Consider the following 26165-nt stretch of genomic DNA (forward strand, 5'->3'; position numbering starts at 1 on the left):
AGCTTTGAACTATATGTTGTCCTAGTACAAAGTGAAGTATTTCGTGACCGTTTGGCTAAATTATCGTTCAAATCACACCAATGTTTGTTCTACGAAATTGATGATTTGGCATTGAGTAAGCAGCGACAAGCTGTAGACCGGCTAAGGGATGAAATCAACTTGGAACCCGCCGCCGTAGTTTACACAGGTGGGAAATCCCTGCACGTTTACTTTAAATGCAGCCATTCCTTGAATCCTGCTGAATGGCTGTACCTCAATCGCCAACTGACGATTATCCAAAACGCAGATCCAGCCATTTGCAACTTGGCTCGTTCCATGAGACTGCCAGGTATGGTTCGCAGACGGATGGTGGATGGAATATTGAGTGCAACCATCCCCATTACCCTAGAGTATTGGTCAAACTATCAGTACAACGTCAAAGAGCTAGAAACCGCATTTGATTCTACAGCCTTATTTCCCTACGAACTTTCTGAGCAACGTTGGCGCAAGTGGGTGCAGCTTCTCACAAGAGCGAAAAATGGAGAAGTTATCGACCCACAAGCAGCGCTACTGCAACCTTCTATGACCGTCCCTCGCTCAACCTTACATTGCCGACGAGGGACAGTAACACAGGCTACCAGAGATAATCGCTCATCTCTTAAACAGCTACGCGCTAGCGGAGTGTCTGTTCCTTTGTCTATCTGTTTAACTTTGAGCGATCGCACTTTACTAACTTATGGCGAATTCGAGGGAAACAGAAACAATGCTGGCTACAAATTAGCTCGTAACCTACTGGGTACATCTAATTTACTCACTAGAAACCGAATCGCTTATCATCCCGAACCACGCCAACTCTTTGACCGATATTGCGATCGCTGTACACCTCCACTTGAACCAACTGAGGCGGATACAATTTGGCACAGTGCGAATAAAACAACAGCCTTTGCCAGTCGGGATTTTGGGTCAATTGTCATGAGCATTCGTGAGTGGAAGTTACACCGCAAATCAAAAAAACAATGCGTCAGAAAACCAAAAAGATTAGTTAACGTAAGATTGACAAAATCGATGTAACACCCTTCCAATTCTCTACCCATAATCTTACCGTGTACACATATCTTTGTACCAGGATTAAAACGGTGTGAGGCAACTCTCAAAGACTTGTGTGTACACGGTAGCCCTATTCTGGGAAGATTATATGACTATTAAAGATGAGTATTGAAGGTACTATCTTTAGTTTTACTGTCCCATTTTTGGTAAATAAGACTGACGATAATTGCTCTTAGCCATCAGCCTAGCCTCACGCTTTGTCCACTGTTTTTGTAAAGGTACATCAGCCAATCTTTGTAATAATATGAAGACACTATTATCTCCAGTTAATCTAGCGATGATTTGAGCGATCGCCTTACAACAACTCCAAGGATGACGCACTACCTGAACTTCTGCAAATCTCACTACACCCCAATTGCGCTCCAAGAAAAAACGGTTACGGATTTTATCGTCATCAACATCAATACAGTGGTGAGGTTTACCTGTATCTCCAGTATAAGGTTCATCAATCTCAATATCGAGAGCTAACCCAGAAGATTGATGGTAAAGGATAAAATCGGCTGAGTAGCTTCGGGGTGAACCAGGAATCTTAAACTCAACCGCTTGACAGATAAGATTTCCTGGAAACGCAGACAGTAAATGGCGAAAAAACTCCTTTTCGCTCACACCTTGCTTGGCTGTACCATTTCCATCTGGTAATGCAACGCATCCTTGAAGCAACGCTTTTAGATACCCCTTTCCTCGATCGTTGTTAGTAAAGCGCCTTGCTAGTGGTGGATAAAAAATAATCGGATAATAACCCATAGACATTAGTAGTTATCAGACTGCTCGCGTTTAACAGTTTTTATTTGCAAGTATCAACCTTAATTTTAATTCAAGAAAACTCTTCTCACGGACTGACCAAGCACATCTACTTATCTATAAGTTATAAATATTACAATGCTAATAACAAACTTTTTGATTTATCTGCCATGCTCATAGTCCAACGCTACCAAATAATCAAAGAACTCGGAAGTGGTGGTTTTGGTATCACCTATCTCGCTCAAGATACTAAACTCCCTGGACAACCGCCGCGAGTTCTCAAACAGTTGAAAATTCCCACCAATGAACCCCCTCATGTTCAGCAGAAAATAAAAGACTGGTTTGAGCGAGAAGCCGAAAAACTCGGTCAACTGGGCAGTTACGATCAAATTCCTAACTTATTTGATTACTTTGAAGAAAATCAACAGCTTTATTTAGTGCAAGAATATATTGCAGGCAACAACTTAGAAACCGAACTCGCAGGAAGATATTTAACTGAAATAGAAGTTGTTCAACTGTTACAGCAAATTCTGGAAGTTTTAAACCTTGTCCATCAGCATAATATCATTCACCGTGACCTAAAACCCGCTAATCTCATCCGCCGTCAGCGAGATGGTAAGCTGGTTTTGATTGATTTTGGTGCGGTTAAGGAAATTAACACCATTCTCATTCAGCAAAGCAAAGCTTCTAGTGGTACTTGGGCTATTGGTACACCAGGATATATGCCTGATGAACAAGCAAAAGGTCATCCAAAATTATCTTCTGATGTCTATGCTGTAGGAATGATTGGTATCCAAGCACTGACAGGAAGACAGCCATATAATTTACAATTTGACCCCAATACTCTTGAGGTGAGTTGGCGTAATTTAGTACAGGTGAGTGATAGTTTAGCAACAGTTTTAGAGACAATGGTGCGTGTTGATTTTAACAAGCGTTATAATTCAGCTAAAGAAGCTTTAGGGTCAGTGAAAAGTTTGATTAATCCTGTTCAGGTAGTAGTTAATCAAAATCCTGTTCAAGTAACAAGTAATCAATCTAATCTTCAATCTCTGTTTAAATTTGTGCCTCTACCACAAAAACCCTAAATACTCCTCAAAAATTTGTAAATCAAAAATGTACAAAAGTATAGATTGATAAGGTAAAATAACATGGGAGAAACTTATAAACAACTGTCTGAAAGGCTCCACAAGGAAAGGTCAGAACGTTATATGAATGAAGCTATTGACCTAATTATAGCCTCGACCAATAGTGGATCTGCACATAAAATTGCAATTAGTTATCCGTGTTTGTATTCTGATACTTTAAAAGTGTACGATACAGTTATTTCAAAATACCCAGATTTTGCAGATGCTTGGGACAATCGAGGGTGGATACTCCGTCAATTAGGAAGATATGCAGAAGCCTTAATATCCCATGATAAAGCCTTACAACTGAAACCCACCAATCCGTTTACAACGTGGTTTAATCGAGGTATTATCTTAGAACTATTACAACGTCCAGCCGAATCAAAAACCTCCTATCAACAAGCAATTAATAGCTATAATCAACTCACACCTGAACAAAAAAACGATCCTGAGAATTTGTATCTACGCGGTTGGGTATTCTTTCTTTTACAACTTTATCCCAATTCCATAAATTCATTGCAGCAAGCAATTCAATTACAACCTACTTCCTGGCATTTATTTAATTGGGTATTTCCTTTATTTAGCAATTTTTCTCAAGAACGCATTTATTTATGTCAGCAACTTGCAAAATCATTAGATGAATATCCCCACAATATTGTTCAAACAGATTATGCTGCTTGGCAAAAAATCCACAATTTTTGGTGTAAATTAGGTCAACAATGGGAACAATTAAATCACTGGCAAGACGCTAGTATTGCTTATGATAGAGCATTGGCAATTAAACCAGATTCAACTGAGGCAATGGAAGGAAAAAAGCGACTAATAAATTGGAGTTTTTAGGTCAATTGTATCAGGATTTGAAATCCTAACTATTGGCAGAGAAAGTTGTTGCGGTTATTATCCAGATGCGCTATCGCGCCATTGTTTCTGGCGTTAAGCAAGCAACATTTATGCAAACATTAATAACAACTCCAACTTCACCTAACTCAACTACTGCTGCTTATCAAAATCCTCAACTTACACAAAAGGTCAATTCAAATTTATCTGACAATACTAATTTAGATTCAGGCACTATAGCTATCTTAGAACAGATTGAAGCTGAATATGAATACTACCAAGTTTGTGAGGAGTGGTAGTTATGAATTTAGCACTCGCTCAACAATCCTTAGCAGGACTTTCCCAAACTGCTGCTCATCTCTGGGAACAGCTAAGTAATTGCCAGACTCCTGAAGAGGAAGCTGCTATTATCACTGCTATTTGGGAAACTCAGGAAGTTCAGGAAGAAGCTGTTGATATCCAAGCAGAATTAGCATTGCAACTGGATGCTGAAATAGTGGCTATTAAGCAACGACTAGAACATCTAAAAGCTGTACATCAATCAGCATTGTTAAGACTAGAACGCTGGCGACAAAAATTAGATGAAACTATTTTAGAACAAACCGCCGCCGGAATTCTACCTGAGCAAATGATTGGTAATTCACTTCGCATCACAATTAAAGAAAATCCGCCAAGTTGTGAGGTGCTGATAGATGCAGAACTATTGTCTCCAAAATACCGTAGAGAAAAGACTGTTTACTTGGCAGACAAGAAAGCTATCATTGCTGCTTGGAAGAAAGGTATTCCTGTAAATGGGACTCACATCATGCGTAAGCGCCGAGTTATTTATGCTTTGACAGCAACGGCAATTCACGACTTCAAAGACTCACTTTTAACTTAGCAATAAGCAATAGCTTTAACTAATTTATCAGCCAACAGCAGGAATTTTACTGTTTTGTTGGCTGCTATTCATCACTTTTTTTAGACACTTACAGCAGGTTTCATATTTGTAAACCAAACTCTTATATTCCTATCTCCTCACTTACTTTCAAAAACTGTTTTTGCTTCTGGCTACCGCCACAACGGCTTGCACATCATTTAACAATACCAAAAAGTTATGACCATAAAATGGTTAACACCAGAACAGGCCATTGTCAAAGCCAATCTCACTGTTACAGCTGAAACCTTAAAATCTTACATTTCAGAACAACAGGGAAAAACTACTGCCCAAGAACAATTCCAAGCTTTAGGATTGCTATTTGACAGGGAACGCTTGCGTGCAGGTAAACCTAACTTTTTGCAACTTTTAGAACCCGTAAGTGATGAAAATAGCTACGGCGAAGATGAAATCGACTCTCATCAGTTAGATGACGATGACATAGAAATATCTGCTACCAACAAGGTAAATCAACTAGAACCATTTATTTTTGAGCAATGCAAAGTTCAAATTGTCATCACTTTACTACCTACACAACAAACAGGAGATAAACCTGTAATGATTGCTGCCAGCAGTCATGGTGATTTCCCTGTAGTTACCATACTCAATCAAGAAGAACTCGGTGATTTACCACCTGCAATTGTTCAACTACTGGACGAACTGAAAGCCGATTTTCCTAATCGCCAAATTCGCCGGAATATAGCCCAGACTAAAGCTGTCAAAACCAATAAACCGCCCACTGCCCAGACTCCAGTTCGCACTGAAACTGCTAGTTCAGATACTACTAAACCAGCCAGTAATACTACGCAAATTTCACTGTTTTAAATGCCATGACTACTACAAATAGTAACAAATTACTTGTTATCTACGAAGGTCAACAACACTGGATTCCAGAAGCGATCGCTTTTGACGACCAATTACTACGAGATGCCTTCACTCCTCTTTGCGCTGAACTGGCAAACGCAGACATTGAGCGTCAACCAGGAAAACCCATTCACATCATCAAGAAGCCTGGTAAAAAAGGCGCTTCTTCTCTAGATTGCCTGATAGTGGCTCCTGAAGAAATCAACCCCGCAGTCAAAATGTGCTACCAAATGCGTCAACGTCAGGTTATTACTGGAATTGACTGGCAAAATGCAGCACAGTTATCAATTGAAATTGAAGAGGTGATCGCATCTGGAACAGAATTTTCTGAGTCACTCAACCAAACCCTAAAATCCTTAACAGCCTGCACTCCCACATCTAGCGTTATCCTTGAAGGTTTTTGAGTACATATAAGTGATACGACACAGTACTTTCCTAGCTATCGAGCAGACTTTCGATGGGATATAACTTTTTGGCTTCTGCAAAGGTCATAACTTTTTCGTCTTTTAAATAAATTAAAAGCTGTTGAGAGAACCTATCTCGCTGCGAAGCTACTGCAATCCTCTACTGGCAGGATGCGAGTGGGCGTTCACACCTTGTTGAGAGAACCTATCTCGCTGCGAAGCTACTGCAATTCCTTTGTTCTTGGCTATTTCAAACCATTGCACCAATTCCGCTTCTTCCTGCCATTGCAGTTCAAGCCCACTTAAAGATGATTCTCTTTTTGATGGAACTTTTGGTTCATCTGGTTCGCTTCCCTCACGTTTTTCCTCCTTATATCCTTGGTTAACGGCAAGCCTCAATTGTGACCCGCGCAGGCTCTCCGCATACTCAATGTGTTCAATCTTTACTTCATGGGGGTAATCCAGCAATTCGCTTAAGGCTTTCGAGATAGCCTCCTCTAATTGGGCAGCAGAAACAGTTTTGAGAGAGTGTTTCTTTCTTCCAGCCACTCGCCATAACTCATAAGCTTTGCTCTTTACACATCTCACAGTAATTTTACCGGAAATGAATGATTGTTCAAATGAATCAAAATTTTGACTTCCGACTCCCATGAATGACGAGTTGCACTAAAATATGTCTCACCTCGTACCCCTCAGTATGCCAGAGGCAATCTATAGTCTTTGTCAGTGCCAACTTACCTTAGATGCTACAGAATCACTTGATTATCTGGAAACCCAACTCAACATTTACTCCTTACTAGCACTGTATCAGCACTACTTTCCCACTGAATGGAAAGCCAGCCAAGCTTCTATTTACCCACCGACAGATGTAGATTGCCATAGTCCCAGAGAATTGGAATTCATTGTACTGATTTACACTCATCTATTTCCGTTATCTCACTGGACTGTAGAAACAGCCTACGAACAAAGATTGCACAGCATTCCTATTACCACAATGGGTATTGACTGGACAATGGATGGAGAAATTGAACATCTCAAAGATGGTTGGCAGCTACTTTTACCATTTAGCCATGATGGTCACCGTTGGCTTGATGACATTGACCCAGAAGGGAGTGAGTGGTTTGATAGTGAATTTGCAATTTACGGAATTACATACAGTGACATCGACCACCCAGACAAAATTGACCAAAAAGAACTGAAACGGCAGTGCCATCAGTCAAATACCCCTTTAAAATTTTTGCCTATAGCTTTAAGGCTCCTAGATCATGAAACCAAAAACGTTTGGCTAGACGAGTACGCAAACGATTATTACTACCAACCTTACAGCACATCTCTGCCTTGGTCAAAAGCATCTATTGATTTGCTCACCAGAAAATGGCAGCAAGCCGACCGAATGCTTAACTGTGCAACCAACTTAATTGATTGGCTAGAAGCAGACTTAAAACCTCATGCTCAAATCCTACTAAAACTATGGAAACAAGCATTGAAACCACGTTAATCGACGTTACATCGACACCAATTCTATCCAGCGAAATTCTACGAGCAATTTTGGCAGACCCTCCCCGAAAATCTCCAGTAATTCAAGCAGAATTGCTGTTTTTGGATGGCATTTACATCTTCCACCACCGAGACAAAGAAATTGCCGATGCTCATATTTACAAATGTATCTCACCGGCAGCCCTGAGAACTGCCTTTAGCAATGAACCCATTGATACTGGTTGGATGGAACCAGGAATTGTGCGCTGGGGTACGGGCAGTACAGACACATACTTGGTAAAATTTATCCCACCAGCCACTCATACAATCAATTGCGATGAACTTGGATCTTTTACCGTTCCACTACCTGCAATGGTGTTTGTGGGCAAGGGATTAAAATATTGGGTTTGGGCAATTCAAGAACAGGAGTTTACTCCTCAAGCACCAGCCTTCCATGTACCACTACCCAATGTCTACAGTTCTGGACAGGTGTGTTGGGGAGTGAACGAACCACCTGCTGCTAATGGTGTATCAATTAACCATGTTTGGAATTTGTTTATTTCCAGTATTTTCACTAACCATTTAACAATCAGTAAATCACAAAAATACCGCAAGGATGTTCGCCAGCAACTTCTAAAACTGCACAAAAGATGTAGACGAGCAACCTATCCTGTATCTGATCTTGTGCCTATCGGCAATCAGAAAAGTGTCGCTATGCTTGTACAGGAAATCCTTGATGAACCCATTGCTTGAAGGTATTATTGGTTACAAAATTGTCACAACTTCATCTCTGCCAACACACACCAACAGTGGACTAGAGTACCTTTATGCCGGAAATGGCATCTTTGCTAGAGCCATTCGTCCTGGCATAGAGGTATTAATGCCTATTTGCTTGTGTTCCCAAACTATCAAAGGGCTACCTTACCTAACACCTTATCTCAAAGTCACTCCCTTAATTCCCAAACCGCTACTACTGGAAATGTGGCGGTTGAGTTATCAAGCTGGCAATCAATTTCATGAAATTCTCTTTCACCTCCACTGTACTGATGCAGGCTGGGATTTACAAGTCCCAGAGCAAATTCAAACTCCAACTAGCTGCCAGCCAACTCATTCTGGGAGTGACTCTTCCCACCAAAAAGCGGCTGTAGACATCCATTCCCACGGTTCCTTACCTGCCTTTTTCTCTACCACTGATAATGCTGACGAATCTGGCTTTCGCATCTATGGGGTACTAGGCAGAGTTAATACACTCAAACCAGAGATTAAATTACGGGTTGGACTGTTTCGCCACTGTTGGGATGTACCTGCTAGAGAAGTGTTTGACATTGACCCAGACTTTTTTATGGTTGATGTCTCACTTTCATCTGGCTGCAAATTTTACAGTACGGATGTATCGCCTGTAAATGTAATGGAGAACTTATGGAGGTGAATTTTAATTTGGCAAATCCCTGTCCCCTCACCGATACCTGTATTAACTTAACCAACGTACTATGGAGCTAAATCTTGATTTGGCAAATGCTTCTCCTGTCGTGACTGTCAACTACTCGAAGATAGAACTGTGGCTAGTTGGATGCGGCGGTACTGGTTCTTGGTTGGCTCCTTCTTTGGTTCGGTTAGGCAGAGTTCTTTTTCAGCAAGGTAAACAGGTGAAACTCTACTTTGTTGACCCCGATCGCGTTGAGTCAGCTAACGTTTTCCGCCAGTGCTTCTGTGATGCAGAAATTGGACTCAACAAAGCCAAAACGCTGGCGCTGCGCTACTCCCTGGCTTGGAAGATGGAAGTTACAGCGATCGCTCAACCTTTCCAACCCGAATGGATTCTCCCCAGTTACAATACTCTGATTGTTATCACTGCTTGCGTAGATAATGCCAAAGCCAGAGAGTCAATTGCCCAAGTACTCCAGCACAACACTCATCGCCCTGCCCCTCACATTTGGCATTTGGATTGTGGTAACTCCAAGCGCAGTGGTCAGGTACTGTTAGGTTCCCATCTGTCTACTAACCCCAATGACTATGATTTCGAGGCTTTAGGCTGCTTTCGCTTGCCTGCCCCAACAGTACAGCAACCCGACCTACTGGTTCCACAACCAGAAGAGTTGGCAGACAACAACTTGTCCTGTGAAGAAATGGCCTTGCTCAATAGTCAGTCCTTGAGCATTAACCAGCGAGTAGCTGCGGAAGCCTTTGATTATTTGTTGCAATTGACGACGGGGAAACTACGACGATTTGCTACTTATTTCGACTTAGAGAGTGGTAGCGGAAAATCTCTGTATACAACGCAAGCTCGTGTCATTGAGGCAATCCCTAACTCTCAAGTTAATAACCCAAGCTAAATTTTCACGGTAAGCTTCAAAATCCACTTAGGAACTTGGTTTCATTTGCTCATTTTCTCATTAAAATTCGATTAATGAGAATATATAACGAAGAAACCAGGCTTTGGAAAGGTGCTTTCAGAAGCGATGCCTACGGCGGGCTGCGCCTACGCGGTTTGCGCCCGTTGTAGACGTGGCGTAATAGGAGCTGCTCAAAGGGCGATCGCACAAACCAAAAAGCCCTGTGAAAAGTCACAACAACCAACCACTGTACAGAAGCAACTGTACAGTGACTTCAATTGAGCAAACCAGCCCGCAACGCTAATACAGCTGCTTGGGTGCGATCGCTTGCACAAAGTTTGTTCAAAATCCCACGCACATATACTTTTACACTTCCCAAGCTGAGATAGAGTTTCTGGGCAATCTCTTTATTGCTATAGCCTTGGACAATTAACTCCAAGACTTGCATTTCCCGATTTGTCAGTGGATCTGCTTCCAGAATGCTTGCTTGCTCTGGGTCAATTGCAGAGATAGTTACCGTCTGAGTAGCATTCGGTTTTACTGTCGCCGCTGCTCCAGTACGAGTATGCTTGAGAACAATACGAGCGATCGCTGGATCAATCCACGACTGACCTCCATGGGTGATATGCAGCGCTTCCAGCAACAACTCGAACTTAATTGTCTTCACACAGTAAGAGTCTGCCCCGGCTGCAAACGCTGCCAGTACCATCTGCTCTTTGGCAAAGGAAGTGAGCATCATTACTTTTGTCTGTGCTGCTGTTTCCGACACCATAGATTCCCGAAACTGCTGCACAAGCCATATTCCGTCTCTATCCGGCAAGCCAATATCGATGATTGCTATGTCTGGTTTTGTACTTTGGAGCAGTTTCAATCCATTGGACGCTGTAGCTTCATCACCCACGACTTGAATACCTTCTTGCTCGTTGAGAGAACTACGCATCCCAATCCGCGTTAAGCTGTGGTCTTCAATAATTGCTACTCGAATATCTCCCATTATTTACCTCAGCAGCTTGGTAACTATACTTTTTTAAATATCGAATATGGTTTGAAGGAAAGGATTACTCCATTGGACGAAAAATTTTAGCTATTCAGCCAAAATGTGGCTTTTGAGATGCAAAGCGGCATTTCAATGTTATTAAACCTCATCCAGGTTGAAACCAGTAGTTTTTCCAGTATTGGCTGAAAAGTTTATATATCAAGGACTACATATCTCAACTAGCTGTTGAAAAAGCTCCAATGTTCAAAATGGACATCGTTTAATCTGAAAATTCTCTGAAAAAATCTTCCTAAAGTATAAAAAAATATAAAAGTACTGAAGTTAGACTGAAACCAACACAGTTTATTCTGACTTGTGTCCACATCACACTTACAGGAGGATGTAACTTATCTCTAACCGAGAACCCTGGCTCTTACACATAAACATAGCCAGATTAACAATTCGTACTTACGAATTAGTAATTATGTTGACCAATGCCTTGAGTTTGAGAAAAATCTGATGAATTTTCATCGCCGCGTAGTGGTTAGCATGGCGCTTGAAAATAAACTTTTGCCAACGAAATTTAGCTTTACTACTCTTTTTTTCTACTCAAAAGTAATTAGGTTTATCAAAGGCGTTTTATGAACACTTTCTCTTGGAATACAACTTCAGAAGAAAGAAACCAAAGAATTATGTTGGTGGATGACTCAGCTGACAGCCTCCGCTTGCTGCAAGTCACATTGAAGCTGAAGGGATACAACGTCACCATCGCCGACAGTGGTGCTGAAGCATTGGTACAAATTGCCGAATCTCCTCCCGATTTGGTACTCCTAGATGTGGTGATGCCGGATATGGATGGCTATGAAGTTACCCGGCAAATTAAGCACAACTCAAACTTACCTTTTATCCCAATTTTGCTGGTGACAGCTTCTGAAAAATCAAGTGTCGTCAAAGGTTTAGATGCAGGTGCAGATGAATTTATTCGCAAGCCGATAGATAAGAAAGAATTACTGGCCAGGGTGCGGGCTTTGTTGAGACTGAAACACAGTATGGACGAACAACTGTTCTTCATTCAGCGACGGGAAGATTTTGTGACCCGTCTCACTCACGACCTGCGAACTCCGTTGATAGCTGCTGACCAATTCCTAAAGTTGCTGCAAAGAGGTGTTTTTGGCAATACCTTATCAGCAATGCGTGAATCTTTAGAACAAATGGCTCAGAGTAACCAAAATTTGTTGTCAATGGTCGATACCTTGTTAGAAGTTTACCAGTATGAAGCTGGAGCCAAAACTTTGGATTTCTTTGTGGTTGACCTGTGGGAATTATGTCAGCAAGTAGTGCAAGAACTAATGCCTTTGGCTGATGTTAAACAGTTAACTCTCAAAGCTATCTTGACAAAGGGTACTGAAGCTTCTTTAGCTAGGGTTAGAGGCGATCGCCTGGAACTACGCCGACTTATTACTAACTTAGTTGGTAACGCCATTCGTTTCAGTGATGCTGGGTCAGTAGAAGTTCGCCTCAATTCAACTCTTCAAGGGGTAACGATTGAAGTAGAGGATACAGGTATTGGCATGAATCCAGAAGAACAATTACTCTTATTCGATCGCTTTCGACAGGGTAAGCATCAACGTCGGGGGAACGGTTTAGGATTATATTTGTCTCGTCAAATTGTTGAAGCCCATCAGGGAAATATTTCTGTTTCATCGACTGTCGGGAAAGGCAGTATTTTTACAGTTTATTTACCTGTACAAACAGCTTATTCAAAAATGTTATCAGCATAAAAAATTTGGGAAATCGAGCTTAATGATTTGTACTGAAATAACTTACCTAGTTTATGAAAAAAACTGATAATCAAAGCTTTCAGTTATTCCAAAAAGTAACTTGTTAATGCGTGCCTCTTAAGGGAAGTTTTACCAAGATTCATCTGGTTCAGGTGGACGCCAACCACGAATAGTTGAACTTTCATCACCTAGTCTATCAATTGCTCCAGGATCGCTATTGAGGAATTCATCTAAATCTTCATATTCACTTGGATAATAATAACCTGATGTAGGTTTGATAGGATTTTCCTTAATTATTATGCTTTCACCAGGTTTGAGATGAGCATATTCGGGGTAATGCTCATCTTGGGATATATCATCAGAAGGAACGATCAACTCATCTCCTGGTGAATCTGGGTCATCGTCATAAAGCATTACTAATAAACCATCTTCTAGCCGTTGAATTCTTTTACTCATAAAATATAGTGGTAGCTTCAAAATGGGGTAACTTGAGCAATACAGTGGACAAAGGATAATACGATTAAAAGTGCTGTTCAGGTATTTAACTTTCTCGGAAGCCTGCTAGAGAGTCGGTCAAGTATTCGTGCTTGACGAAATACAGCTTTTGTTGGAAGTCAATTTTTTATTTTTTAGAGAACTGGACAAAATACAAGCAAGTCAGCTGGGTGATTGAAATAGCGATCGCTTTGAATTCAGATTGTGTCTATATTGTCAACTATTATTTATTGAGGGTTATCTAGCAGAGCTAATACCGTATAAAATACCGTCTGCCATGAAATCAGTAAATTATCCACTTGGATGATTTTATCGAGTGTAATTTCGTGCCAAGGTGAATATTGGAGTCTCATGCTTGCTAGATAAGCTATCTAATAGATGATTGGTAATGGATTTAACCACTAGAGTCTTAGAAGGTTCTGGTTTGAGCATACCTCTCTTTGATGGGTCGTATAACAATGGTAAAGGGAGATATTTATCTGAACCAGAAATCATTAAAAATTCTCTGCTCGAACAGATGTTTGAAGCAGAAGATTTACAATCTCTACTACTGGTTAAAATTGACAGCAAAAATCCAGATGCCAACCATTTAAGACAAAGAAACTTTCAGGATGGAATCCGACGCAAGTTAGTTTTCAGTTCTGGCAATAGTTATTACTTTGCTGATGGTTCACTGCATAAAAAAATTAGACGCTTCTTCGCTACAGAACCTGATACTGCCTGTCGCTATGGTTCTTTACTAGTTAGTAATTGCTACAAAGGCTCAGAAACTTTTACAGGGCTGCGAGTTAAAATTGTGGACTTTGAAGATCCACAGTATGCTCATTATAAAACAGGAGACTGTCACGGCAAGATTTCGCCCCAACTTGCCAAACAATTGGGAGGAGAAGGGAATTGTCCATTCCAATTTCGGTTTGCCTGGAGGAGTAATTGGGCTGAACCAGATAATTCCCAGTGCCCAAAAACCAGCTTCTTGTCCAAAGGTACTTTCCTACCCGATGCGAATCTGACTGATGCTAAAGGCTACGACATTGTTATGGATCGTTCCTCAATTAAAGGCATTAAAAAGTCGGAACTCAAAAACTTAATACCCTGCGGTGACTATGAGTTTCCCCAAGCGGTTATTGGTAATCGAGGTAACGCCAAAGCTACCAACTACGATAATAGTTGGCAGTTTACTATTTGGTACTCAGAAGAAGCAGTCAAACAAGATTTGAGTAAACCCACCGAAGAAAAAGCTAGAGAACTTGCCGAGTTGCAGCGCAATCCCTTGATGTTAGCAAAATACATCATCCAACAATATGACAAACAACAGCGATCGCAGCAAGAGCAGTCAGAAGAAGCTTTTAACGAAATTGAGGGTAATGCTAACAATCAAGCACAGGAATCTCGCTGGATTTCCCTATTAGGCAGCGATAAATATGGTCAATTGATTGAAACCCCCAAATTCCGCAAGTTTGCTACCGATTACATAGCCAATCAATGGCGCGATTTAGCGATTAAGGGAGGATACAACCATAATTCGGGTATGGCAATGCCGTGCGATCGCCTAACTCGTGGCACAATCTGTGTACCCCATCTACCAGAAGGAGATGTCATTCTCACCCGTTACCCCATCGTCAACTCAGACAACATCCGCCTCTACCAAAACATCCACGACCCAGAATTGAAAAAAACTCGCAACGTAGTGTGGATTCATCCCAAGGATGCCGAGGAATACCACCAAGCCGATTTTGACGGCGACCAATTAATGGTCAGTTCTGCCAGTAAACTGCCTAATATTGCTCAAGAAACTCTCCGCACAGGTGAACCGGGACGATTTGAGCCAGTTAAACAACGCCCTAAGCTGGCGTATACGGAAATTACAGACGAAGAAGGCAACTTAAAATACAAAAATTTAGCAGAGATTGCTGCTGCCAGCAGTCAAAATAAAGTAGGGTTGGTAGCAACAAACATTGGGCGCGTACAGTCATCAATGCCCAAAGACGGTGAGAATGTGGAGCGATTTGGCAGACGACAAAGGAAGCTACTAAACCGCCTATTTCAGGCACTTCAGGTTGAGGTAGATTCGCCCAAAAGTGCAGAAAGATTGGAAGATATCAAGGAAATAGGTGGGGAAAATTTACTCGCCGATGCCAAAAAATGGTCAGAGTCTCACCCCAGTTACTTTTTTGACTTTAAAAAAGATGAACGGCTTTATCGCTCCTTTGCCATGCCTGCGGATGCTCCCGGCTCAATTAACGTCATTGCAAGAGTTGTAGTCAATCCTTTATGGGAACCAACACGCATTCGCAGCAGAGATAGGCACGAGTTTCGCTACCTGTTTCCCAAAGAAACGCTATCTGTAGATGCCTTGGAATGGGCAGAAGAACTGAAAACAAGGTTTCAGCAAGCTAGAGACGAAATTAAGGAACGGGTGGGAGATGACAGAGAAGCCTTTAATGAGGAACTAGGAAAGCTCTACGAAAGCTATCGGGCGGAAATTGATGAATTATTCACCAGTCCAGAAGAGAGGTTTGTAAATCCTGCGGACAAGCTTCGCCAATGCGTAGCGTCTCGCAGAGAAGGCGCGGCGGCACTATGGCACACACAACACACCCGTCCAGAATTAGATCGGCATCGCAAAGACTGTTTAAAGCTGGCAGAACAGATGGAAATTACGTTTTCGTTTCAGCACGATTATGAACTGCCAAGCGTTGCATTACCACAGGATATTTATGTTTTAAGTGTTCCTTTTGGTGCAGGTGCTATTAAATGGAAAGAATCTTTAGAACAAAAGGGAATTAAATTTGATGCCACTATTCATCCTCAATTACCTTTAATTGAATTTGCTTTGAAAGACTTATCCCCCAAAGTAGTTGATAAATTAGCAGCTAAATTTGGCGAAAATATTAACGATTTAGATGAACTTAATATACCCAAGGATTTAAGAATTATCCCGCCAGCAGATCATAATTGGGCAACATCACGTCAGGATTCAGGTGTTGGTGCTTTGGCATATAACCTATTTACAGAGGAAGTATGTCAACAGCTTCAGGATTTTCAGTTTGATGAAATAAAAGTGTTGGGGATCAAATACAATCACTTCGCCAATGAAAACTTTTCTAGTAAGCAATGGAAAAAGCGTAGCGTTACTTTGGAAGTAGGAATTTTTGAGTTACCCGAATCACACCCAGAGCATTATCGTTACAACGGTACACCGATATTACAGATTGATGGTAAGAATTTAGGTACTTTTGCTCCTGATAGTCCGAAACTGCCGATTGGTGCGACATTTGCAGCTACTTTGCAACCAGATGGCTCTAGTATTATCCTCAAGGTTAATCCTGAGTCAATCAATCTGCCAGAAGTTCCATTACCGGAATCAGAACCAAAGTTAGATACTGCTGGGCAATTCCGAGCCATTCACCGTGAACTCTGGCGTAAGGAAATGTATGATAATTTGGTAGGAGCGATCGCTACTACCTACGAACAGCGACAAGCCAATCAATCTGCAAGTAATGAAATTGAGCAGTTTAAAATTGGTAGCCATTGGACTGCTTATGTGCAACCCAGTGGTGATTTTATTGTGCGAAATGAAGGTAAGCGGACGATTTGTCGAGGCAATCTCCAAACGGGTGAGGAGATATTTCCACTTTCAGAAGAACGTGCTAGTGAGCTAGAAGCGATGATTTTAGAGAGGGAACAATTACTTCACAGAAAACAGGAGTTATCACATAATGGACACCATATTAGCAGTCAGGATATAGAGTTGAACTAAAATGGTAAAGAAAATTATTTAAATAGCACGGCCAATTTTATTAAATTACGATTATTTTTGAAACTGCGTGTGATTTGAATCATAAAATAAACTTTTAGCTCATGATATGCTTCAAAAAGCATTAACCATTTTATGCTTCAAAAATCAGCTTCAAAGTAGAAAAACAACTTCTTTGGCGTAATATCCCATATTCCACAGGTGCGCTTGTAAATACGGGTAGGTATAGCGTAGCTGACACCAGGGGCAAACTAAACGGTTTAGTTTCAATTCCAGGGAAAATTAAAAATTGTTAACAGGTTTATCCCAAAAGATGTTAACAAGTTTATATTTTAGCGAGTGTAAGCTGTTAACAAGTTTATGACTGACCCAATAGCCAAAGGAGGGCGAGGCCACAAAGCCCCCTACGAAACTACCCACGTCAGGATTGCTGAGGGGATCAAACCTGTTGTAGAAAGGCTTAGTGCCGTTTACCGTCAAAAATTTTTTGGCAATACAAACCCAGACAGCAACGGAGCAACTGAACTAATAGAACGAGTGGAAGCTGCGTTATCACCAGTTGTACCGACCGTTGAGGATTATCAACAAGTTTGCGCTCGCTATTTGGCATCGTTGCAGCTAGAGGAGCAAGCACCTGAATACAAAAAAGCAAAACAGCATATTGAGGCATTTATTCAAGAGTTAAAAATGGCGAGATTGTCACTGACTCCATCTTTGAAGAAGATGAATGTTGAAGCATTGCAACTATTGCGTCAAGAATTTAAAAATAATTGGTTGAGTTTCTTTGAAGCAATCTCAATCGAACCTGGATATTTTCAGACTTTTGAAGAATTATTACAAGCTTTAGAACGAGAAATGGCTATACCGTATGGGGATTTAGAATCTCATGAAAAAGATTTTCTTCGTGGTTGGGATGAGGTTTATAGCAAAGCTTGTGCTGAGGCTGACCGACGAAAACACGGGGCAAGTTCTAACTTCAACTGGTTTGAGCAGTAGTAGGTGTTCAACAAAAGTGTTTAAAAAGTTTACGTGTGAGAGTGAAATCTAAAATTAGATAACAATTATTGATATATTGTTCATGTATGAAGCTGGCAATTGTAATAGAAATAAGACTTTGGGAATTAGATAAGAATCTAGAATTAACAACTAAAGATATATTTGATATTCTCTGTCAAGAATATCAGTTAAATGCTGATTCTATAGAAACAGCACTAAGTTGTAAATGTCCATTTGCATTAACTGGTTTCTTAAAGGAATTAGAGAATTCAGAACTGACTGAATACTTAGACTGTTAAGGTATATAAAAGATATAAATATGTTAGAATACCTTGATTCAAGTTCGTTGGGTAACATCTAACAAAGCTGTCATCAAAAGCAAACCAAATAGTTTATTTTTAAGGAAATAAAAACCTAAAATTGTTAACAATTCTATTTCTAAAGGTGTTAAAAACTTTATCCTAGTGAAGGACAAACATGGTAAATCTAGAAGTTAATGATGAACAATTAAACATAATTTCAAAAGCTTGCGAACTTCTATCTCGAATTTACATGGGACAACTTGAAGAAGTAGCTTTGTTATTTTCTGACTTGCCAGATGAGCAATATCAAGAATTAGTTGATACCTTAAAATCACTCAAGTCTATTATCAAAGTTACATCAAAACAATCAAACTCTGGAATCAGAGATGAAAATATCCCAGAAGTAGCTCGTTACGCTTACGATATTCATCAAGTAATCCGCCATTATTTAGCTCGGAAACACTTTCCTCAAGGTGGTGCTGCTGTTCATTTTGATTCGCCTAATGCTTACGGAAGTCTGTCTCTACCAACAATTAGTGAATAATTTTTTCAAATAAAATTAGTATTAATTTTTGACTGAGTTTAGTTGTTTTCTTCAGTAAAATGTTGCTAAACATGAAAGATATTTTAATAAAATTTAGTAAGTAACATTTTAAATCTGCTTTTCTTTTTAGACGTAATCTTCAAATTGGAAAATACCGTTGTAAAATTGGATATAAAGAAACAGCAATTGCCTCGAACTTATCACCATCTGGATAGGGACGAGAAATTTGTTCACAGTCCTGGATAAAAACTGTTTACTACTGAATTTTTGGATGTTCACTCAAGCCCTACAGTATCTCGTTTGGGTTTGCGTTGCCCAACACGTTGGGAAGACTTTTTAGGGGTTTTAGGTATTTCCTGTTGAGTTGCTTTTTCATCTAGTGTCTTCTCTTCTAATGTGGGAGTGCCGATAATATTTGTCTTTAGTGGTGCTTCACTAATTGAAGAATCAGCAAGTTTTGTTTTCTTACGAGTTTGTTTTTTCTTGGGTGCTGGCTCTATAGACGTTTCATCTGGTGTTGTAGAAGTCGTTTCATCATCGCTCTCCCTGACAGGCTTTTTACGAGTTCGTTTCGCTCTTGACGGTGGTTTGTCAGATTTTGGGGGCGATGCAACTACATCATTATCCTTCTTAGATAAATCCACAGCCGCTTTTGGTACAGAGGTCGAACCCATACCTATCTGTAGCAAATGCCACAAATGTTCACGGCGACTTTCCATATAAGAGAGTTTTTGTTCTCCCTCAGTGGTATCCAAAGCCATACGTTCACATTGGGCTAATGTGAGCGTATGTTCATGCAGTCGTTCTAAACTCAAAGTATCGTGACCATCATGCAATGCCGCCGCCACAGCTCGAATAAGCCAGTCCTTGAGTACCCCAACACAACCAATGGAACGCTCATAAAAGTAAAGCCAATGCTGCATCAACTCTTTGACATCAACATTCAGAGGTACTTGCATTAGGAGTGCCAATAATGCTGCTTGAAAATCCTGGCGGTCTTGTTCATTTTGATACAAATAACGCGGAAAATGAATATCCAGTCCTCGCCGGGATGCTTGACCACTTAAATTACGAAAATTCAGCAGTTCATAAGTCCCAATCAGAATGTGTAGCACCCCCGTAACATTGGTCATGGACTTAATCCAGTCCAACTGGTCTAAAAGCTTACCAGCACTTGCACCAGTCCCAATCTTCATTAAGTGCTGTGCTTCATCCAAAATCACCGCCCGCACTCCACGTTTGGTCATCGCTTCTTCTAATGCGTGACGCAGTTCAGGCGAATCATTAAATTGGGCTGTTTTAGTCCGCCCACGTCCTTTCTTCTCCCAGGTTTGTTCCGCGTCAATATCTATCAGCATTCGCCGCTCATAGAATGGTTCTCCCAAAAGTTTCAGTGCAGTGCGGTAGTAATCTGCCCTATTAAACACTCCACCATCCGGTGGTCGTGTTTCTAACAGCAATAACGGTATTGGGGGCCCAGAGCCGTTACGATAGCTTAAGGAATTGGATACACCCGGTAACTGTTCGGCTACATTTTCATTTAACCGTTTAGCAATCTGGCGAATCATGGTTGTCTTGCCCACACCGCTTGGCCCATACACCAACACATGAGCAAATCCGGCGGGTTCTCGAATCGCACGCATCAACAGCATATCTACCCGTGCTAACTGAGGATGTAAAACTGCATACTCCTTAAACTGAGTCAGTTTCGACTGTATTTCGCCGTTAAGATTGCCGGTTAAAAATTTGTCCATTAACGGTATTCCCCCAGTATCGGCAGTCGTGTGAGATCCAACAGTTCAACGTTGTTTTGCAGTGGTGGCAATTGTTCGTCATCTTGACTTTGTGCTTCCATCTCAGTCTCAAGAGTGCTGACTCTTGGAAACTGGGGTACACATAAAATATCGGGTGTTAAATTTTCCAGCACCCCAACCGCTTCCAAATCCCGCAATCGTTGCATGAGCAAGGTTTCATGTTCTTGCACCGCCGCGATGAAGTCTGCTAGGCGTTTGGCAGAGATATTTGTACTCACAGCATTACGCTTATCTTGTTGTCTAATTTCTTGGGCAGCTAATAGCACTTCTTTCTCTGTGCGTCCGGCAAAGGTGCTGTAATACTGGGAGATACATTTGACCCATCTTCCCTCCAGGTAAGCATAAGCTACACCCATATCAAAAGGGTCATAGCGCACACTGACTTTGGTTTTTTCGACAACCGGATTGCGGAAAGCATCGTTCCAGTAATAAAGATAATTGACTTTAATTCCCTGTCCCGGCTGGACTTTAGCGTTGCCTTTGGGTGTGCTAGGGCGTGTTGCCATGAGGAAGTCTTCGTTGTATGCAATGCGTCGGTGTTCCCTCTCCCCAGTGGCAGCAATAGCGTCGGTATAAACTTGTAATGGTGTCTCACCCAAGGAATCATGTACGCTTGTGTCATAAATGGTGTATGCCCACTCACACAGGTAGGTATATAAATCTGCCAATGTCCAAACGGCAAGTTGTTTGGGGTCAACAACTTTGGTCAATTGGCGCGGTTGTTTACTGGCTTGGGTGTTGCCGAGTAAGTTAAAGATAAATTCTGTATTGGTTGTGCCAAATAATCGTTCAACTACTGAGCCAAAACGGGGTTTACCTCCGGGTCTTGTCTTTTTGATGCAGTGGTAACGTGCTAATAAGGTATCAAAGTAAACGCTATGAAATTCCTTGCCGCCATCTACAACTACGGATTGGGGAAAACGACCCTCACGCTGGACACACAACCGTAGTGCCATCATGCAAGACCTGTAAGAAGGTGGGTCAAAGGTGAGATAAACTGCTAAGATTCGACGGGAGTAGGCATCAATCAGTAATGTCAGCCAAGGTCGTCCTAAGTTCCGACCAGTTACTTGAGAGCGTAATTCAATGTCGAGTTGGGTGTGGTCAAGATGGCAGATAGCAAAGGGGCGGTCTCCGTGCCGGGGTGTAGTTTTAGCTAGTTCTAAAACAATCGGTTCGGTTGCGTATGCAGCTTTTGCTCCCTGACGTTTTAAAGTCTGCTCATGGATGGGACGCTTTTTTAGCCGAGTATAAAATGTGCGCTGACTCAATGGGGGGATGTTGGCTCTTTCGCAGGCTCTTGTATAGGCACGATAAACGGAAGCGGCTGGAGCTTGTCTTGGTGTCTCGAAGTGTTCGGTAATAAATTGATCTAGTAAAACGCTGGCATCTGTTGGTGCTTTGGGTAGGCGATTTCCTCTATTATTTGTACGTGGGAGCAACCCAACATAACCGCAACCAAAAGTGGCTTCGGCTTCACGAAACTGTTTGACCCATCGAGACAAGGTGCTTTGAGGTATGTCCTTATATATGTCTGTGCGGTGCTGGAAATATGCTTGTACTAGATGAAATCTGTGATTGGCTCTTTGTAGATCCGTAGGCGAGGCAGCATCCATCAATTCACGCACTTTTTCATTGATGGTTGTGTGTGTTTCTGAAGTATGAATGGTGATAGTGCCGCTATCAAATAATTGCAGAAAAAATGCTGTGGGCAATTGCATTGGTTGCCCAACTTCGGGTAAAAGTGTGGTTGTCTTCTCGCCCAAGTTAACTAAAGTCCAAAGTTGTGCGTCCCAGACTAATAAGGTATTGGGCAAAAGTGTTGTGGCAGAGGTGATTTTTTGATGATGCCCAGTTGTCCCTATGGCTAAATGTGTATGAGCAGTATGAGTTTGTTGGTCTGCCCATAATTGAACTCGCCAATGCTCCACTAGGGGGACTGCATACAAGTCTACGTAGAGTTGCTCTGTGGCAATCATGGCGTAAATATCGTTAGCACGCACTCCAGGTATGCTTGCAAGTGTGGCGGCTATGGTTGTTCCTGGGGTGGCTTGAACTGCTGCTAGTATTTGTTCTGTAATGGAGTGGGGGATATTGGCAGTGAACCTAAAGTAGTCTTCTAAAAACATTAGGTTCTGAGTGAATATGGGATTTAGTTCGGTATCAGTGCGAACATGGTATTTGAGTCCATAAGATGCGGCGTAAGCTTCTCCTGGTGGGCAGTGCCAATGACCAGTTTCAGTTTTTTGGTAGCGTGAAGGGTATTTTTGGGCTAGTCGTTTTAATTCGGTTTCGGTTTTCCATTCTTCCCAGACTGCACCACTTGGACGCAGTAGGAAGAAGTCTGGTGTATGATAATGACCTATTTTTCGCCCGTTTTGGTTTTGGTACTGAATTTTAAATGGCGGTGGTTGGTCGTAGAACTCTAACACCTGGGGGTCATGTTCCATTTGATAAATCGCCCACAGTTCTACTGTGTGGCTCTCAAATTGAATGGTTTGACCCATTTTACGGCTAGGGTAAACTCCACTAACGTTTTTGGCGCGTCCTTGTACTCTGCGAGAAGGTGGGGCAGCGCGAATTGCGGCGATTAAGTCTTTGCAGGATGCCGTTAGTTGCTGTTGCCTACACCAATGGTCAAATTCATCGTCTGTCATGAGGTCTTTCTCCTTCCCAGGAGACTGTTTCAGGCTTTCAGTCCGCAAGAAAAAACTACAGAGTCATGGTTTTAAGTGAAGCATATCTTGGAGTTTTGAACCATATTTTGAATTGAAAGTTTAAGTTAGAGCAATTTTTTCTGAGATTTTTTGTCCAAGTTTTGTCTCTTTGTGTTTTTTCAACTCATTCTTTAATTATGCTTCAGAATTTCAACTCTATCTCATGATTTGATTCAAAGTTTGATGTTGTGATTGGTGAGAAAGCCCGAAATTGCGTTAACTTTTTCTCGCTTTATGGTTCAAAATTTTTCTCATATTATGATTCAAAGCATACTGCGATAATAATTTATTACGATCAACCTGTAATATTAAGCTCAGATATTCATCTGGTGACAATGACTCTACTCTCTTGCTTGATAGGAATCAATGACTTGTTTTAGTCTATTGATATCCACTCCATTTAAACCATTGAGTTTTTCTCTGAAAGAGAACCAGTAAGGCTGTACAGTTCCGGTGATTTCTATAGATTGATTAAACAAAGATATAAAGATATCTGGACAACCATATGAGTCATATATTTGATTATTTGTACAAAAAGCTTCGAGAATGTAATTCCAGTGTACAGGTTTCAAGAAATCAACAACTTTAGATATTAGGCAAGCATTAGATTTAGCACTTGCAAAAGTGCCAGATTTCATAAATTGATCTACTATATTTGAAACATTTGTTTGAAGTAAAAAGTTAATATGTTCATCAATTAGTAGGTCAGGGTAGTTTGATTTTATTTCCCAGAGTTTGTCAATCTGTTCAAAAGAACATTCTTTTATGAGTCTATTTACAGAAATATCTATTATGTTATTTAATTCGATTACCTCTTTATCCTGGTCTTCCAATTCATCCATGAAATATTCTCTAATTAAAATTAATTCATCCAACGAAGCTGTGCTAATCTTTTCTTTAAAAAAGGTTTCAATCAAGTGGTTTATCTTATCATTTTGAGTTCTTTGTATAACTGAAAGTATACGTTTTACTGAAGTTTCCTTTATTTTTTCCTTTAAATAAAACTCCATTTCTTCATTAAGTGATTTATTCTCATCAGTAAGTATTGTTATTAATTCATTAAAAGATGCTTGTGGAACAAATGTTTTTAAAATAGGATTAACAATATTTTCATTAAACTGCTTATTTTGACAAAGCTTTTTTAGGGATAGCAAATCCTTGAAAGGTATTTGAAGTTTACTAATGACTGCATCTGTAAGGAAATCTATACGAGATGCTTTTACTAATATGTTAATTTTTTCAATTGACAATTTATTTATATAGCTTGATTTCTCTTCATATATATTCAGCCTTTCAATGAAGGTTCTTGCTTTGATCTGACATGGTTCACTGATACTTTCCCAAGCTGTTACATTGTCAAGGTAAATAATTACTTTATCCCAGCTTGTATCAACTATTCTGAGAATAATATTAGATAATTGAGCATTTAATATTTCTCCGGTTTCCTTATAATACATTTTTGATACAGCATTAAGTGCGGAAAATTGGCGTTCTCTTTCATCTTCTGGTACTTCTTCATTTAAAAGGCTTTTAGTTAATCCGATAACAATATCTTTTATTAAGCTAAAACGCGCACGAGCTAGTGGGCCTTTATGAAGAGAACTCACTGCACCTTCTGTATCTTTAGGAAAATACTCAGATTTTATAGCTTGCCAAATTTGATTAAGAGCGGAACGACCTTGAACAGGTGGACGCTGTAAAAGATGCATTACTGCACTTCTCAAGTGATAGCGTGCAAGTTCTGCTGTAGCTTCAAATGGTTCTTCTAGAGATGTCATAGAGGGATGGGCACATCGACTCCTATCTTCAAAAAGCCTTTTTACATCTGCTTGTTCTACGGGTGAAATAAGTTCAAATTTTTCGAGTGCCCATTTTGGAATATCAGACTCAAATTGCCATAACTCCCTGACTTTTGATTCTGAACTTATTTTTTCAAATTGTTTTAATAAATTAGATGCTTCACCATTTTCTAGTAGCTCTAATTCTCTCAATTTATGAAGAAAATCAAATACTACTGCATTCCATGTTGCAACTATGCAAGAGCGAAATGCTCCGGCTCTATAACAAGCGACAGCTTCCTGGATAAACTTTTTAGCTTGCTTATCCCGGCAACGTATTATCAATTCATCAAGGTCAATAAAAGTTTCATACATACAATTTGATGCCTATTTACAATAACTATCAATTCTATGAATGCTTCTATTAGCACTACAAGTCTTCCAAGGCGGTCAGCCTTTACTTTATCTTGCCAGTAAGCATCCCTTATGTTACTCCCGCAATCCGTACCCTGTCTAATCCGATAACAGCATAGTATACATGAGTTTTTTAGTGAAGAGTTTATTTCCAACCGATAAGTGTTACGCGAATTGTTTGGGTAAATATCGACACAATAGGATTGGGAAACTATTACATTAGTTGTAACAGATTCTTTGAAACAGCAAATTATGCACCAAGTTTCAGTTGAGAAAATATCAGCATAACGACGGGAGAAGTTTTGTGAGTAGCGATTGTCCGGAGCGCAGTGCAATCATGCGATCGCAGTCGGGCTAAGAATGTAAAGTTTAACTAACGGTGCAAATCTGCCATCTATAGTAATTCACTTGCTACACTTATAATATATAACACACGAAAACAGTAATAATTAGAATGCCAAAAGTTTTAGGAATTCATCTAATTTGCCACAACAATCTTAATGTCGAAGATTTAGAGAACGGGTATTTCAAAAGCGGTCATTGGAAGATAGCTGAACGTCATCCTAACACTGCTCAATATCTTGCTTTGCATGAAAGTAAAAATCAGCAGTCTTATCGACAAGGAATAATAGAAAGTTGGGAACGTTGTTCCGAACGCCCTGACCGAATCACTTTTTATGTCAAAGCTACAAATGAACCTGTGGAATGGAAGGGTGGAGGAACCGGAGAAAAAGGCTATTTTTGGTCTGATGATTAATTTATTTCTATCTCCTATTCAGGAATGATCATAAACTCTGTACAGCAACCAGC

23 protein-coding genes and 1 pseudogene are annotated in these 26165 nt (G+C 40.6%); 17 read left to right on the plus strand and 7 right to left on the minus strand.

Features of this window, described 5'->3' with window-relative positions; genetic code table 11:
• Nucleotides 1–1050, plus strand: a pseudogene (locus tag GNE10_RS03200) (hypothetical protein); the annotation flags it as partial.
• A 165-nt stretch (nucleotides 1051–1215) separates the two neighbouring features.
• On the opposite strand, the gene GNE10_RS03205 reads toward GNE10_RS03200, so the two are convergent.
• On the minus strand, nucleotides 1216–1836 hold the full coding sequence (locus tag GNE10_RS03205; RefSeq protein ID WP_185563616.1) for a hypothetical protein: 621 nt from the start codon (nucleotides 1834–1836) through the stop codon (nucleotides 1216–1218).
• Between the two features lie 38 nt (nucleotides 1837–1874).
• Here GNE10_RS03205 and GNE10_RS03210 point away from each other — a divergent pair, with 38 nt between their 5' ends.
• From GNE10_RS03210 to GNE10_RS03235, 6 genes are all read left to right on the plus strand, one after another.
• Nucleotides 1875–2912 carry a serine/threonine-protein kinase gene (locus tag GNE10_RS03210; RefSeq protein ID WP_185563617.1) on the plus strand — a complete coding sequence of 346 codons (1038 nt, stop codon included), beginning with the start codon at nucleotides 1875–1877 and terminating at the stop codon, nucleotides 2910–2912.
• Nucleotides 2913–3035: 123 nt separating this feature from the next.
• Nucleotides 3036–3791: a tetratricopeptide repeat protein gene (locus GNE10_RS03215; protein WP_185563618.1), complete on the plus strand. Its 756-nt coding sequence runs from the start codon at nucleotides 3036–3038 to the stop codon at nucleotides 3789–3791.
• Nucleotides 3792–3823: 32 nt separating this feature from the next.
• The gene (locus GNE10_RS03220) at nucleotides 3824–4087 is read left to right on the plus strand and encodes a hypothetical protein (RefSeq protein ID WP_185563619.1); all 264 of its coding nucleotides are present in this window, start codon (nucleotides 3824–3826) and stop codon (nucleotides 4085–4087) included.
• A gap of 2 nt (nucleotides 4088–4089) precedes the next feature.
• Entirely contained in the window at nucleotides 4090–4668 is a 579-nt protein-coding gene (locus GNE10_RS03225; protein ID WP_185563620.1) for a siphovirus Gp157 family protein, read from the plus strand.
• 216 nt (nucleotides 4669–4884) lie between these two features.
• Nucleotides 4885–5529 (plus strand): hypothetical protein, encoded by a 645-nt coding sequence (locus tag GNE10_RS03230; RefSeq protein WP_185563621.1) that lies wholly within the window; start codon nucleotides 4885–4887, stop codon nucleotides 5527–5529.
• A 5-nt stretch (nucleotides 5530–5534) separates the two neighbouring features.
• Nucleotides 5535–5972 carry a hypothetical protein gene (locus tag GNE10_RS03235; RefSeq protein WP_185563622.1) on the plus strand — a complete coding sequence of 146 codons (438 nt, stop codon included), beginning with the start codon at nucleotides 5535–5537 and terminating at the stop codon, nucleotides 5970–5972.
• 147 nt (nucleotides 5973–6119) lie between these two features.
• Here GNE10_RS03235 and GNE10_RS03240 read toward each other — a convergent pair whose 3' ends face one another.
• Nucleotides 6120–6623 carry a hypothetical protein gene (locus GNE10_RS03240; protein ID WP_221642717.1) on the minus strand — a complete coding sequence of 168 codons (504 nt, stop codon included), beginning with the start codon at nucleotides 6621–6623 and terminating at the stop codon, nucleotides 6120–6122.
• A 22-nt stretch (nucleotides 6624–6645) separates the two neighbouring features.
• Between GNE10_RS03240 and GNE10_RS03245 the strand changes: the two genes are divergently transcribed.
• From GNE10_RS03245 to GNE10_RS03260, 4 genes are all read left to right on the plus strand, one after another.
• Entirely contained in the window at nucleotides 6646–7470 is an 825-nt protein-coding gene (locus tag GNE10_RS03245) for a hypothetical protein (protein WP_185563624.1), read from the plus strand.
• Nucleotides 7443–8201: a hypothetical protein gene (locus tag GNE10_RS03250; protein ID WP_185563625.1), complete on the plus strand. Its 759-nt coding sequence runs from the start codon at nucleotides 7443–7445 to the stop codon at nucleotides 8199–8201. The genes GNE10_RS03245 and GNE10_RS03250 overlap by 28 nt, the downstream gene beginning before the upstream one ends.
• Entirely contained in the window at nucleotides 8185–8877 is a 693-nt protein-coding gene (locus tag GNE10_RS03255; RefSeq protein WP_185563626.1) for a hypothetical protein, read from the plus strand. Before GNE10_RS03250 ends, GNE10_RS03255 begins: the two co-directional genes overlap by 17 nt.
• Before the next feature lie 61 nt (nucleotides 8878–8938).
• On the plus strand, nucleotides 8939–9781 hold the full coding sequence (locus GNE10_RS03260; RefSeq protein WP_185563627.1) for a ThiF family adenylyltransferase: 843 nt from the start codon (nucleotides 8939–8941) through the stop codon (nucleotides 9779–9781).
• Between the two features lie 274 nt (nucleotides 9782–10055).
• Here GNE10_RS03260 and GNE10_RS03265 read toward each other — a convergent pair whose 3' ends face one another.
• Nucleotides 10056–10775: a response regulator transcription factor gene (locus tag GNE10_RS03265; RefSeq protein WP_185563628.1), complete on the minus strand. Its 720-nt coding sequence runs from the start codon at nucleotides 10773–10775 to the stop codon at nucleotides 10056–10058.
• Between the two features lie 623 nt (nucleotides 10776–11398).
• Between GNE10_RS03265 and GNE10_RS03270 the strand changes: the two genes are divergently transcribed.
• Complete coding sequence (locus tag GNE10_RS03270; protein ID WP_185563629.1) at nucleotides 11399–12538, plus strand: hybrid sensor histidine kinase/response regulator; 1140 nt, start codon at nucleotides 11399–11401, stop codon at nucleotides 12536–12538.
• A 129-nt stretch (nucleotides 12539–12667) separates the two neighbouring features.
• Here the strand turns inward: GNE10_RS03270 and GNE10_RS03275 are convergent, their stop codons facing one another.
• A complete protein-coding gene (locus tag GNE10_RS03275) occupies nucleotides 12668–12994 on the minus strand; it encodes a hypothetical protein (RefSeq protein ID WP_185563630.1) in 327 nt (108 codons plus the stop codon).
• A 427-nt stretch (nucleotides 12995–13421) separates the two neighbouring features.
• Between GNE10_RS03275 and GNE10_RS03280 the strand changes: the two genes are divergently transcribed.
• The 4 genes from GNE10_RS03280 (at nucleotide 13422) to GNE10_RS03295 (ending at nucleotide 18632) form a co-directional block, all read left to right on the plus strand.
• Nucleotides 13422–16793, plus strand: coding sequence for a hypothetical protein (locus tag GNE10_RS03280; protein WP_185563631.1), 3372 nt, complete (start codon nucleotides 13422–13424; stop codon nucleotides 16791–16793).
• Nucleotides 16794–17150: 357 nt separating this feature from the next.
• Nucleotides 17151–17786: a hypothetical protein gene (locus GNE10_RS35735; RefSeq protein ID WP_260446765.1), complete on the plus strand. Its 636-nt coding sequence runs from the start codon at nucleotides 17151–17153 to the stop codon at nucleotides 17784–17786.
• Nucleotides 17787–17872: 86 nt separating this feature from the next.
• Nucleotides 17873–18085 (plus strand): hypothetical protein, encoded by a 213-nt coding sequence (locus GNE10_RS03290; RefSeq protein ID WP_185563648.1) that lies wholly within the window; start codon nucleotides 17873–17875, stop codon nucleotides 18083–18085.
• Between the two features lie 178 nt (nucleotides 18086–18263).
• Nucleotides 18264–18632: a hypothetical protein gene (locus GNE10_RS03295; protein WP_185563632.1), complete on the plus strand. Its 369-nt coding sequence runs from the start codon at nucleotides 18264–18266 to the stop codon at nucleotides 18630–18632.
• A gap of 275 nt (nucleotides 18633–18907) precedes the next feature.
• Here the strand turns inward: GNE10_RS03295 and GNE10_RS03300 are convergent, their stop codons facing one another.
• The 3 genes from GNE10_RS03300 to GNE10_RS03310 all read right to left on the minus strand — a co-directional run bounded on the left by GNE10_RS03300 (nucleotide 18908) and on the right by GNE10_RS03310 (nucleotide 25316).
• Nucleotides 18908–20386, minus strand: a complete 1479-nt coding sequence (locus GNE10_RS03300; protein WP_185563633.1) for an ATP-binding protein — start codon at nucleotides 20384–20386, stop codon at nucleotides 18908–18910.
• Nucleotides 20386–23103: a TnsA endonuclease N-terminal domain-containing protein gene (locus GNE10_RS03305; protein ID WP_185563634.1), complete on the minus strand. Its 2718-nt coding sequence runs from the start codon at nucleotides 23101–23103 to the stop codon at nucleotides 20386–20388. Before GNE10_RS03305 ends, GNE10_RS03300 begins: the two co-directional genes overlap by 1 nt.
• 401 nt (nucleotides 23104–23504) lie before the next feature.
• A complete protein-coding gene (locus GNE10_RS03310; RefSeq protein WP_185563635.1) occupies nucleotides 23505–25316 on the minus strand; it encodes a hypothetical protein in 1812 nt (603 codons plus the stop codon).
• Between the two features lie 493 nt (nucleotides 25317–25809).
• On the opposite strand from GNE10_RS03310, the gene GNE10_RS03315 reads away from it, so the two are divergent.
• Nucleotides 25810–26112 (plus strand): hypothetical protein, encoded by a 303-nt coding sequence (locus GNE10_RS03315; RefSeq protein ID WP_185563636.1) that lies wholly within the window; start codon nucleotides 25810–25812, stop codon nucleotides 26110–26112.
• Nucleotides 26113–26165: the final 53 nt, after the last annotated feature.

The organism is Nostoc sp. 2RC (assembly GCF_014222165.1).
Classification (GTDB): domain Bacteria; phylum Cyanobacteriota; class Cyanobacteriia; order Cyanobacteriales; family Nostocaceae; genus Nostoc; species Nostoc linckia.